This window comes from Streptomyces sp. Ncost-T10-10d, from assembly GCF_900091955.1.
Lineage (GTDB): Bacteria > Actinomycetota > Actinomycetes > Streptomycetales > Streptomycetaceae > Streptomyces.
Genome location: NZ_FMDF01000157.1, coordinates 61,671 through 73,439, shown reverse-complemented (window position 1 = coordinate 73,439; position 11,769 = coordinate 61,671). Strand labels below are relative to the sequence as shown.

The following is an 11,769-nucleotide window of genomic DNA, read 5'->3' as shown; positions in this document are numbered from 1 at the left end:
CGCAGCCGCCGGGCCGCATCGTGGCAGGGCCAGCAGGTCCCCACGGCCTTCCGGCACAAGCGCCGGCCGGAGGGGCGTGGCACCGGTGCCGAACCACCGTCGGCGAGCGTGCGGACGCATAGTCATCGCTTGCGCGGTACGCCGCACAGGGCGAGGAGGTCGTCCATCATGTTCTCGAACAAGGGCAGGTAGTCGTCGAACGAGGAGGCCATGTGCCCGTAGACGGCCATGCAGAGCAGTCCGTAGATCTGCCGCCAGCACGTGATCATCACCATGGCCACACCGGGCGGGTAGTCGTGCTGCATGAGCTTTCCGTAGGCCGTCACCTGCGACCGGAGATGCGGCTCCAGTTCTCCTTCCGAGGGGTACGCCAGGATGCCTCGACGCCACAGCTCTGCGAAGGTCTGACCGAACAGGCCGCCCAGTTCCCGGATGAGTACCTGGTCGACAGGGCGGCCGGCGGCGACCAGCCGGGCATAGCCGGCTCCCATGAGGAGATCGAACTCACCGGGGTTCGCCACCGACCACTCCAAGACGGCGCGCGTGGCCGCGTAGAGCCGGCCGGCGAAGTCCTCCGCTTCGATCGCTCCGGCTGCCTCGGCGACGGCAGACACGAAGTCACGGGTGATCGCTTCGTAGAGAGCGAGGGTGAGGCCGGCCTTGCCCTCGAAGTAGCGATACAGCGCGGGTGGGGTCACCCCGACCTCTCGGGCCACCGCTGAGAGGCTGAGGGCCTCAACGCCCTGTGTGGCGATGAGCCGGCGCGCTGCTGCGAGCGCTTCCTGCTCCAGCTCGGCGCGCAGGCGCTCGCGACGTGACGTCGGTCGATCGGCATTTTCCTCGGCGAAGGGTCGCATTCGTGCCTCTCTGTGACCTGGAACGGGACAAGTCGCCTACTGGGTCGTGGAGTTGACAGTACGGACCGAGTTGCAACGACGCCATGTTATGTGGTTAATACTCTTCACTCTGTTGATGGGTGTCACGCCTCAGCCTGGCGCCGTGAAGGGATAGCGCATGATCACGCAAGGCAGACGGGGCCGGTGGCTCAGTGGCCTGCTGGCACTCGCACTACTGGCCGGAGGCGGGGTGACCCTCTGGAAGACCCACAGATCCGCCAACACCCGCCTCACGATCGAGATCAAGGGGCTTCCGGGCAAGGCCCACCCCACCGTCACCGTCACCGGGGCCGAGGGGTTCAAGCAGTCGGTCACGGCCTCCACCACCCTGTCGGTACCTCCGGGAACCGTCCGAGTGACACCAGCACCGGTCAAGGCCTCCCATGCCACCTACTACACCCCGGACGACGTGCTCACCGCCGTCGCTGACAGAGGCGAGTCGTCACGCGTCACGGTCGACTACCGCATCGCCGTCTCCGACAGGACCACGGTCCTGGATCCCGAATCGACCGGTCTCCTGGAACCGCCGAGCAGCTCCCAGCTGGTGTTTGCCCGCGCGTCCCGGGATGCCCGGTCGCTGAGAAGTGGTGACTTCGTCGTCGCCGCAGAGACGCCGCTGACGCCCGACGGCCTGGTGCGCAAGATCCGGAGTGTGCGCGAGCGGGACAGCCGGCTCATCGTACGGACGGAAGAGGCGTCCTTGCGCGAGGCGATACCGAAGGCCGTTCTGCGTTTCGGCACGCCGGACAAGGACCAGGAGGGTGGGCCTGCTCTCGCCGCCTACGGAGCGCCTCTGCGGTCACCTGCGGATCCGGAGCCCGAGGGCCAGTCGGAAGGCACGCTCAAGCTGGACACCATGGAAGGAAAGGGCAAACTCAAGGGTCTCAAGTGCGGTGCTTCCCTGCCCCTGATGAAGGCTGAGAACAACGGCATCGTCGTCGGCATGGACGGGACCGACATCGGCTGGACCCAGAGCACCGTGACCATGCACGTGAAGGAGACGACCAAGCTCACGCTCGGCTCACCCGTCTCCACCCATTGCACCTACGACATGGAACTCGGCCGGATGCGCGCCCCGTACGTCACCGCACAGCTCTTGAGGGTCGGCCCGTTCAAGGTGGTCCCCGAGCTGTCCTGGCGTTTGGGCGGCGAGCTGAAGGGGGGAGCCGGCGCGAAGATCGAGTACAGCAACCCCATCGACTACCGAGTCACGGCTCGGATCGGGCAACAGGACAACTCCGTCACCACGACCGGTTGGCCGCCCAAGCCCACGGTCGATCTGGTCGGAGCGGCCGAGTTCAAGGCCAAGGCGACGCTGGGGTGGCGGATCACGCTGGAAGCCAGCCCTGTCATCGACCTGCTCGTCGCCGAGGTGCATGTCGGCACAGGAATGGCACTGGAGTCCGAAATCGACGTGCTCAAGGAGAACGCCAAGGTCAAGTTCTTCGCCGAGGGCACCGCAGGCGTAGGCATCATCCCGGGCCTTCTCGGCGAGGAACGATCCGCCGAAATCGCCTTCCCGCTCGGTAAACCCACGACGATCTGGGAGTCGGGCCCCGGTGAAGTGGCGGCTGCCAAACCCAAGGCGGACCCGTCGAAGGCGAATCATTGTCCGACCTCCGCCCAGCTGAAGGCCGCCGTAGCCGCCACTCTCCGGGCCCCTGCGGACGTGTACCTCGGAACCAGCCGATGCTGGTCCAGTTGGTCGGCCGTCGTCTGGTCCGATGCCCCGGCGTCGGATATGGTCACCACGAGCGTCTTCACCCGTACAAATGGACAACTGCATCTGGCCACACACCTCGTGCCGGTGCTGGATGATCCGGAGGATCCGGACTGGCTCCGCGACTGCCGCGAACTCCGGGGCAAGAATCCTCCCGCCGATGTGATCGACTTCGTCGGATGTCCGACGTCCACCAAGGCGCCGTCCGGCACCATTGACGGAGCCGCAGCGTTGCGTCGCATCGAGCAGGAGAACTACACCAGCACGGTCACGGCGGACGAGTTGGCGGGCATGCCCGGCCCACTGCGAGCGGTCCCGGTCTCCTGTGTCGGCAGTGCCAATGGCAACTGCTCCGGTGTGTTCTTCTTCTACGGCGACAGGTACGCAGGGCGCGCCTTCGCCAGCCAGCTTCGGATCTCGGCCCAGACCGGCACGGAAGTGACACTCAGTCGGCCGGTCTTCAAGGACAGCGACCCCACTTGCTGTCCATCGGGAGGAAATGAGACGGCCCACGTTCGCTGGAACGGCACCACTATCGTTTCCACTCCGTCCCTGCCCGACTTCGAGCCGGCGAACGAGCCGCTGTAACGCGTTGGTCCGCCGGGTACCGGTGTGGGGTGGTGTCACGTGCGATGTGGCACCACCCTCATGCGTCCGACGCTCCGACGCACCGGGCGGCGGGCACGGCGGTGTCGTCGAACTGTTCCGGGACGCGCGGTTGTCAGGACGGGACCGCGCGATCGCCACCGGATGAGGGCGTGGAGGTCAACGTGGCCAGGTAGTCGTCAAGGAGCTCGGCCTGGCGGTGAGGCGGGTACGCCCCGGGGTCGAACAGCGCCTGTACCACCAGACCGAGCACGAAGGACTGGGCGCCGGCCGCGATGCGGGCCGGGTCGCCACCGGGCAGTTCGCCGAGCTGTTGGGCTGCGGCGACCAGGTCGCGCAGCTTGTCGCGGCTCCGCGCGTACTTGCGGGCGTAGTCGCCGCGCAACGCGGGGTCGGCGAGCGCGGCGTCCCAGGAGGACACCCAGATCCGGTTGCTGTCAGTGGCCTCGTCGGTCAGCGGCAGGATGTCCAGCAGCGCGGCCCTCACGGCGGACAGGCCCTTGTCGGCGGCGCGCCGGGGGCGGGAGGCGCTTCGCCGTTCGAGCAGGTCGAGGGCGTACGCAACCAGGTCGCGTTTGGCGGGGAAGTAGTGGGTGAGCAGGCCGGTGGTGGCGTCGAGTTCGGCGGCGACGGCTCGCATGGTCAATCCGCCGAAGCCGTGCGCGACCAACACCCGCCAGACCGCCTCGGAGACATCGCGCCGGCGAGCCTCATGGTTCCCCTTGGTGCGTGGCATGCTGCTACGGTACATAATCGTAACGCTTGTTATGTGAATGGGGTCATCATGTTTTCCCTTTCCTTGCGGGACAACGCCCGCCTCCGCCCGCTGGAGATATGGCATGCCGAGGAGTTCGCCGCCCATCTGGACCGGGCTCGCGAGCACATCCGGCCGTGGGTCGGGCCGGGGTTCGTCACCGTCGACCTCGACGGGGCGCGGGCCACGCTGCGCCGGTACGCCGAGCGTCAGGCCGCGGACGGCGGCCGCCTCTTCGGTATCTGGCTCGACGGAACACTGGTCGGCGGCGTGATGTTCGTGGAGTTCGACACCGGCTTCGGTTCCTGCGAGATCGGCTGCTGGCTGGAGCCGGCCGCCGAGGGCCACGGCCTGGTCACAGAGGCGTGCCGCGCGCTGCTGAAATGGGCGTTCGCCTCCCGGGGGATGCATCGCGCCGAATGGAACTGCCGAGCCGACAACGAGCGCAGCTCCGCGGTGGCCCGGCGGCTCGGCATGACGCTCGAAGGCGTACGACGCGAGTACTGGCCCTACGACGGCACCCGTCACGACAAGCAGATGTGGGCGATCCTCGCCCACGAATGGCGAGACCGTCACCAGTGACCGGACTCCCCGCCACGCACCCACGGCGGTAGCCGTGGGCCGACGCGGTGAGGCCGAAGGCGACCTGCAAGGATCGCCGGCTTTTCGGGGTGTCCGGGCTGTCCGACTCATGGGCCGCACCTCCGCCCTGAAGGACGGAGCACTGCGAATGATCCCGGTAGCAAAGGACCTCCGTACACCGGGGGATCCACTGCCTGCCCCCGGTGCCGCCAGGCCGCGCCGTGCCCGTCCACGTCCCCTCCCCGGAAAGACCAGCGTGCCCAACAAGACCACACCGAACGCCGCCGGACGCCTCCCCCGGCAGGCCGCGCCCGGCGGACGGACTGCCCACTACCGCGCCGCCCTTCGCCGTACCCCCGTCTCCGTGTGGAACGACGACCTCTCGGACTGGGCTGCCGCCCTGACGTACTACGCCATCCTGGCCCTGCTTCCGGCGCTGCTGGTCACGGTCGCCCTCATCAGCGTGGCCAACCCCCGGGCCACCGACGCGCTGATCACCGACATCACAGCCATCGCCCCCGCGGAGTCCGGTGCGGCGCTGCGCGAACCGCTGGAGTCCGCGGCCAAGGACCACGGTGCGGTGTGGCTGCTCGTCGCGACGGGAACCGTCAGCGCCGTGTGGTCCGCGTCCAGCTATCTGGCCGTCTTTCGCCGCGCGCTCCACGCCCTGTACGGCGTACGTGACACTCGGCCCGCGTTGCGCAAGGCGCACATCATCGTCGTCAGCGCTGTGGGGTTGCTGCTGCTCCTCATGGCCAGTGCGTTCGCCCTGGTGCTGACCGGGCCGCCGGCTCACTGGCTGGGGCACCGGTTGGGCCTCGCGGATGCCACCGACACGCTGTGGGCGGTGGCGAAGTGGCCCGTGCTGATGTTCCTGGTCGCCTGCCTGATCACGGTACTTTTCCGTACCGGTCCCGCTGCGGCCGGCGGCTTGCGGCGGGGGTTGCCCGGCGGGGTGCTCGCCGCGTTGCTCTGGCTGGTCGCATCGGCCGGGTTCGCCGTTTACGCCACCCGCATCGGTTCCTACAGCCGGCTCTACGGGTCACTCGCCGGCGTTGTCGTCTTTCTGGTCTGGATCTGGTTCACCAATCTCGCCCTGCTGGCCGGCGCCCAGTTCAATGCCGAACTGGCACGGTCGGTGCACAGTCGCCCCTGACACGGGCTTCTTGACGAAGGGTGTGCGCTCGGTCGGTGTCCACCCCGAGGGATGGTGGCGTGTCACCCAGTACCTCATCGACGATGCCCACGTGGCGCGCTGCGCCGGATCGACACTCGCCATCATGTTCATGCCGGGGAACTGCTGCCTTGTCACCACGGGCACGGCTCGGGTCACCGGGGCAGAATCTGCTCGCCGTACCGTTCCTTCGTACAGACCGAAGTCGGCGGACGGACGGCCTCGGGGAGTGTCAGGTCCCGGCGGACCGCTTGCTGGTCACACGACGATGCAGGTCATGGCCGCCCACAGCAGGGGTGAGTGCTCGATGCGGCCGCCGGCGCGCCAGTGGTCGAGCTGCTCGCGCTGCCAACGGCCGAGCCGGTGTACGGGGTCGCGATGCTCGTGGGCGGCGTCGACGGCAATGATCGCTTCCGACAGGGGGCGTACGGACTCGGCCAGGCCGGCCAGCCGGTGGAAGGCGAAGCTGGTGGGCAGCACCCAGCGGGTGGCGGTGACCAGCTCGGCACCGTTGTGGATCATCGCTGTCGCCAGGCCGAACGACTCGGCGAACCGCAGATCGCCGCCGCTCTCGCAGCCGATGAGGGCGACACGGGGCGGCGCGGGCCAGATCCGCGCACCCGGCTCCCCGTCCGCGCGCAGGGGAAGCGTGCCGAGCAGCAGGTCCTTGGCGGACAAGGGCCGATGGGTGCGGATCGGCTCGGCCAGGCCGTCGGTCCCCGGACCGCAGCACAGATGGAGCGTGCCGTCCTCGCTCTGCCCGCCCTCGACCGGAGCGCCGCTCACGTGCCCGACGTACATCAGTCTGCGTGCCCCCTTGCGGAGCACTTCGCTCAGCCAGTCCCGGTCCAGGTCGCTGCGGCGGAATGCCTCGGCCGGGGTGGCGACGGACGGTACGACGGCGCCCGTGTCGAGGCGGCTCCGGACGAACGACAGCACCTCCGGGTCCGAGCCGGGCGGTCCCAGGACCGAGCCGAGCGAGGAGTCGGCCCGGAATCCGGGCACCCGGGGGTCGAGGACGAGAACGACCGTGTCGGCGTCGGTGTCCGCGTCCGGCGCCGGACGCGCGGCGGGATCCTGCCGCTGCAGCGACACCGGGACGGTGGTCACGACGTCCGCCAGATCGATGAGCCGGACATCGCCGTCGACGGCGAGCAGTTCCCAGGGGACCTGGGCAACCCGGGACGACGGCTGAATCCGTATCAGCGGACGGCCCGCCCGCGCCGACACCTGGCGTATCTGCGCCGTGAGCCCCTCCGGCCACAGCGCCTCGGCCAGCATCCGCGCGAGCCGGTGTTCGGTCCGCTGATCGGCCATCGCTCCCGAGTCGAACGCTCGCCGTACCCCCTCCGCTCCGCCGCCCGCCCCCGGCAGCGCGGCGGCCAGCGCACCCACCGCCCGGTCGACTTCGTCACCGGGCCCGCGGCCGGTGCCGAACCCCCGGGCGCCGCCGGCCCACGTCCAGGTCATGAACAGGTCGCCGGCGTCGGCGAGCCGGACCTGGACCACCGGGCGGCTCGTCAGGTCGTCGGTGATCCAGAAGGGCACCTCTTCCTCGTTCACGATCGGCCGGTGATAGCGGAACTCGGCCGCCTCGATGTACTCCTGGAGTGCGACGCGGCCGGATTCCGGCGACATTCGCACCTTCGGCGGCGGCGCGACACGCAGGCCGGCGGAGGCAGCGGCCTCCGCCGCCACTCCCCCGAGCGTCATCGGGCCGTAGACGTGCCCGTAGGCCTTCATGGCCGCACTCGGGAAGACCGATTCGGCGGCCTCGGCCGACTCGGGGGGTGAGGGGCGCGTCGCGGGCAGCGGCGTACGGTCCAGGGCCAGGGAGACGCCCGCGCAGCGGTGTTCCACCAGTTCGAAGAGCAGCCCCTGGTCCTGTCGGCGTACGGCGAGGCGAAAGACCAACCGCATGGCTTCGTCCGCCAGTTCAAGCCACTGACTGCGCGCGTGGGCGGTGACGAAGTCGTAGCGCGCCGCTTCCAGGGCCAGTGCGGCGGGAAGGGCGAGGGAGAGTGCGGTGCCGATGGACTCCGTCTCGTGGTCGCCGTGGTGCGTGAGGTTCAGGTTGTGCTCAAGGGTTTTCGCGAGCATGAGGTCGACCTGTGCACACCGCTCGTACACCTCCCGCGCCTGATACACCTCGCGGGCCTCATGGGCCAGCCGCTTCATCGCCTCGATGTCGCCCCGGTCATAGGCGTGCTGGGCGCCCAGCAGCATGGTGTCGGCGGCGGCGATCGAAGCGCCGAGTCGTTCGAACCGGGCCAGGCTCGCTCCCAGCAGGTCGTCTGCGTCGATGGTGTCGCCACGCCGGCCGGCGAGAAAGCCACGGGCCTGTTCACAGACCGCCAGGTCACCGAACCGCCCCTGCCGCTCGAAGACCGCGGATGCCTCGGCGAACAGCCGCTCCGCGAGGTCGAGGTCGCCCCGGTGCATCGCCGCGTACGCCCGGTGGGCGACCAGTGACTGCAGCTCACCCGTGTCCTCCATCGCCCGGAAGCCGTCCTCCGCGCGGGCGAAGTAGTCCTCGGCCGGGTCGAACCGTCCGGTCGAGGCGCAGATCAGGCCGAGCGCGGTCAGCAGCCGCGGCACGGTCTCCATCAGGGTCTCCGGCAGGGTGGACAGCAGCATCAAGCCCTGCTCCTCGGCCGATCCCCACTCGCCCCGATCCATCAGCAGATGCACCCGGTTCAGGCCGAGTTCGGCAGTACGCAGCGCCTCGGGATCGTCGAACTCGGGCAGCCTGACCGCCGCCTCGTCCAGACACCCCAGCGCCTCGTCCAGGCGCCCGGTCCTGCGGAGCAGGTCGGCCCTGGCGAGCAGCGTCTTCAGCAGGATTTCCAGCCACAGTTGACGACCACGCGGCCCCATCGGCACCGACGCGGTGCCGTCGAGCAGGCCGCGGGACCGCTCGACGGCTTCCTCCGCCCCGACCAGGTCCGTGGCGGTGAGCCGGACACTCGCGATGTCGGACAGCAGGTGCGCCCGCAGGAACCGCACATCGGGCGAGTCCTCGATGGACTCGGCCACGGTGAGCAACTCCTCGTAGACGGCGCACGCGGCCCCTGGATCGGCAGCCAGCTGATGCTCCTCGGCCAGGGCGAAGCCGCTGTCGAACGGTTCCCCGTACAACTGCGTCACCGCTGCGTTCTCCTCGTCCTCGTCCGGCATCCGTCAGTAGTCCTCGCCGGTGGCAAGCGCGGCGATCTCGGCAAGGAACAGCCCCGAAGACGCGTCGTGCGGCGACGCGTGGTGTGCCGGAGGCTGTGCCGCGGTTGCAAGTCGCCGCCGGACCAGCGCGCGGATCGCGTCGCGGTCTTCGCGGCCTTCGGGACCCGGACCCGGGTCGAATCCGGGCAGCAGGACACCCACCTCGAAACGCGGCGGCATCGCCCCGGCCGGCAGGGGCAGGTCCAAATCCGCCCGGCCGGTCCACATGTCGTCCCTTCTGGCGAGGACCACCCGGTCCGGGAGGCCACCGTTCACACGGACCTCCGCGACGAGGGACGCACCGCCGGCGGGTGCCGCGACGTGTGCGACGACCTCGACCTCGATCCGCCGTCGCGCGCCGAGTGCGCGAGCGGTCCAGGACACCGCGTGCTCGGAAGCGTCGACGAAGCCGGGCGGGTAGCGGTGCCAGTCGTTGGTCCCTGAGCCCCGGGCGATCACCCGGCCGCCGGTGAGGAGCGGTTCGCCCGCCGCGAGTGCGTAGCCGTCGTGCCGTGCGAACAGCGTGCCGGGGCCGGCCGGCGTAGCGGCTGGACGGCCCTGGTCCAGGGATGAGCGGAGGCGGCGCAGCACCGGCCCGTCCAGCCCGGCGCTGTCCGCCGCATTGTCGATCAGCCGCAGGACGCTCTCCAGGTGGCGTGCCGTGTCCGCCGGCTGTGATGCCGTGCGCCACCACTGGATCAGCGGGTCGAGGGCGGCCTGATGCTCCTCGATCAGTTCGGCCGCGCAGTCATCGGGCTGATCGCCGAAGTCGTCGAACAACTGATGGCACCGGTGGGTGAGTGCGGCCAGCTCCAGGCCGAGCACGTCCGGTTCGAGCGCCGGTATCCCGTCCGCGTACGACGCCGGCCACCACCGGGACGCCCAGTGCCCGAAGCCGAGCCGGGCGGCGCCGCCCGCGAGAGCGGTCATGTCCGCCGTCACCCGGACACCGGCCGACTCCCCTGCCGCGCAGGCGTGCACGGCAGCGGCGGTGCGCTCACCGTAGACCGCCCACAGCCACTGCTGCGCCCGCCCCACGTCATCCACCTCCGCCACCGGCAATCCCGGTTCCCCGAGGACGGGCCAGACCAGAACCGCGCCCGCGACGTCGAGAACGGCCCCGGTGAAGCCGGGACCCGCGGCAGCCACGCCGCTGCCGTCGTCGGCCCGGCCGACGACAGGGCCGGAGGCGACCCGGATCGTGCCGTCCTCGCCCCGCGCGACATGGACGTCGATGCCTGCCTGCGCCATCACGCGCTGCTCCGCTCGGTCGCTTCCGCGGCAGTCGCCGACAGCGTGCGCAGCGCCGACCGGACCCTGGCTCGGTGGTCCATCATCACCGAACGGGCGACCCCGTCGAGCACCGCCCAGGCCGACGCGATGTCGCCCAGCGGTGCGTCGCGGACATCCCGCCCGTGCAGCCGCACCCACAGCCGCCGCATGTAGGCGGTCCAGGGCGTACGGAGGTCCTGGGCGAGCGCGTCCAGGACGCCGCCGCCCGGGTCGGGGCGGGGAGAAACGGTCATCCGGCGTGCACGAAGAACCGAAGCCTCCCGTCGCCAGCGGCTGTTGACGGTCCGGTGCGCCGCTGTCCGCCCCAGCGCGGAATCCCCGCTGCCCAGCGGGTCGAGACCGACCGCGAGCCGGCCGCCGAGGACCACGGCGACGCGCAGGCTCTCGTCGTACAGACCGAGCGGAGCGCAACTGCGTCCGATCTCCCGCTTCACGAGCTCGGGCACCGTCGGCAGTTCCTCGCGCCGGGCCGACGACTGCAGAACGACGAAGAGCCGCTCGAAGAGCGTGCGGTCCAGTGGCGCGGGAAGCGTGGCCGTCGAGGCACCCAGCCCCGCCTCCGGACACGGCGGCACCGGCCACACGGTCAGCCCCAGATGCACAGGGAGGTCGTCGCGGCCCCAGACACCGCTCGTGTCCGCCCACAGGGCCCGGCCGAACAATCCTCCGTGTCCCGCCTCGACCATGGACGTGTACTCCGGCGAGTTCCGCGACCGCCCCGGCGCGCCGCAGGCTTCCAGTACCTCGGCCGCGCGTGCGACTGCCGCGACCGCGTCGGCGGATGGGGCCGGCTGATGACTCCCCCACGCGGTGGCCAGTTCCCCGTCGAGCCGGGCGCGCCGGGCAGCGTCCGCCAGATGGTTCTTCAGCACTTCCACCGTGCGTCCGCCGGCCGCGCCGACCACGTCCTCCACCACTGCCCTGGCCACGGCGTCCGCACCGGCCGAGGGCTTTCCGTGCTCGGTGGCCAGCTCGAAGCACCGCTGGAAGTACAGGTCCTGGGGGTTGCCCGCCACGATGCCCAGAGACCGGCGGGTCCTCTTGAGCAGCGTGAACCACTGTGCCGTCGCCTCAAGACGCGTACCCGACTCCTGGATCAGCGCGTCCAGGCGCGCGGCGTGCGCCGGTCCGAGGAAGTCCACCGCAAGTTCAGGATGCAGCGCCGGCCTGACGATCAGCGGTAGCACGATCAGCTTGACCGTCCGGGTCAACGGTGCGCCACCGGGGCCGCTCAGCGACTCCAGCCCCGGCCCGAGGCCACGCCAGGCCCGGTCGATGACCATGGCGCGCGGTCGGCGCTCGCCGGTCTGCTGGCTCGGAGGCGGCATGTGAGGAGAGTACGTCGTCCGGAACGGGCGGGCGAACCTGGGATCGGTAGGTGTCCCCGGCCGCTAGCGTCCACACCGTCAGGCCGGGCCGACGGCGAGGAGGGAACCCATGACCAGGACGGTCAACCGCGCGACACGGGCCGTGGGACGGTCACCTCGGTCGCCGGGCAACTCATCGGCCGCCCCGGCGGATCGTCGTA

General features: G+C 70.3%; 8 protein-coding genes. 3 read left to right on the top strand and 5 right to left on the bottom strand.

Annotated elements, in window-relative coordinates; genetic code table 11:
* Nucleotides 1-122 precede the first annotated feature (122 nt).
* On the bottom strand, nt 123-857 hold the full coding sequence (locus tag GA0115254_RS28260; RefSeq protein WP_093898115.1) for a TetR/AcrR family transcriptional regulator: 735 nt from the start codon (nt 855-857) through the stop codon (nt 123-125).
* A gap of 157 nt (nt 858-1,014) precedes the next feature.
* Between GA0115254_RS28260 and GA0115254_RS28255 the strand changes: the two genes are divergently transcribed.
* Nucleotides 1,015-3,204 carry an LppP/LprE family lipoprotein gene (locus GA0115254_RS28255; RefSeq protein ID WP_256102819.1) on the top strand — a complete coding sequence of 730 codons (2,190 nt, stop codon included), beginning with the start codon at nt 1,015-1,017 and terminating at the stop codon, nt 3,202-3,204.
* A 133-nt stretch (nt 3,205-3,337) separates the two neighbouring features.
* Here the strand turns inward: GA0115254_RS28255 and GA0115254_RS28250 are convergent, their stop codons facing one another.
* Entirely contained in the window at nt 3,338-3,958 is a 621-nt protein-coding gene (locus GA0115254_RS28250; protein ID WP_093898181.1) for a TetR/AcrR family transcriptional regulator, read from the bottom strand.
* A 48-nt stretch (nt 3,959-4,006) separates the two neighbouring features.
* Here GA0115254_RS28250 and GA0115254_RS28245 point away from each other — a divergent pair, with 48 nt between their 5' ends.
* Both GA0115254_RS28245 and GA0115254_RS28240 read left to right on the top strand, forming a co-directional pair.
* A complete protein-coding gene (locus GA0115254_RS28245) occupies nt 4,007-4,558 on the top strand; it encodes a GNAT family N-acetyltransferase (RefSeq protein WP_093898114.1) in 552 nt (183 codons plus the stop codon).
* Between the two features lie 256 nt (nt 4,559-4,814).
* Nucleotides 4,815-5,714, top strand: coding sequence for a YihY/virulence factor BrkB family protein (locus GA0115254_RS28240; RefSeq protein ID WP_256102818.1), 900 nt, complete (start codon nt 4,815-4,817; stop codon nt 5,712-5,714).
* 276 nt (nt 5,715-5,990) lie between these two features.
* Here the strand turns inward: GA0115254_RS28240 and GA0115254_RS28235 are convergent, their stop codons facing one another.
* The 3 genes from GA0115254_RS28235 to GA0115254_RS28225 are packed head-to-tail and all read right to left on the bottom strand — an operon-like array spanning nt 5,991 to nt 11,569.
* The gene (locus GA0115254_RS28235) at nt 5,991-8,909 is read right to left on the bottom strand and encodes a CHAT domain-containing protein (RefSeq protein WP_093898113.1); all 2,919 of its coding nucleotides are present in this window, start codon (nt 8,907-8,909) and stop codon (nt 5,991-5,993) included.
* Between the two features lie 3 nt (nt 8,910-8,912).
* Nucleotides 8,913-10,199, bottom strand: a complete 1,287-nt coding sequence (locus GA0115254_RS28230) for a hypothetical protein (protein WP_093898112.1) — start codon at nt 10,197-10,199, stop codon at nt 8,913-8,915.
* Nucleotides 10,199-11,569 (bottom strand): hypothetical protein, encoded by a 1,371-nt coding sequence (locus GA0115254_RS28225; protein ID WP_093898111.1) that lies wholly within the window; start codon nt 11,567-11,569, stop codon nt 10,199-10,201. The genes GA0115254_RS28230 and GA0115254_RS28225 overlap by 1 nt, the downstream gene beginning before the upstream one ends.
* Between the last annotated feature and the right edge of the window lie 200 nt (nt 11,570-11,769).

Coding starts and splice junctions, on each gene's coding strand:
- GA0115254_RS28260 (WP_093898115.1), bottom strand. CDS start 857: ATGCGACCCTTCGCCGAGGAAAATGCCGATCGACCGACGTCACGTCGC.
- GA0115254_RS28255 (WP_256102819.1), top strand. CDS start 1,015: ATGATCACGCAAGGCAGACGGGGCCGGTGGCTCAGTGGCCTGCTGGCA.
- GA0115254_RS28250 (WP_093898181.1), bottom strand. CDS start 3,958: ATGCCACGCACCAAGGGGAACCATGAGGCTCGCCGGCGCGATGTCTCC.
- GA0115254_RS28245 (WP_093898114.1), top strand. CDS start 4,007: ATGTTTTCCCTTTCCTTGCGGGACAACGCCCGCCTCCGCCCGCTGGAG.
- GA0115254_RS28235 (WP_093898113.1), bottom strand. CDS start 8,909: ATGCCGGACGAGGACGAGGAGAACGCAGCGGTGACGCAGTTGTACGGG.
- GA0115254_RS28230 (WP_093898112.1), bottom strand. CDS start 10,199: ATGGCGCAGGCAGGCATCGACGTCCATGTCGCGCGGGGCGAGGACGGC.
- GA0115254_RS28225 (WP_093898111.1), bottom strand. CDS start 11,569: ATGCCGCCTCCGAGCCAGCAGACCGGCGAGCGCCGACCGCGCGCCATG.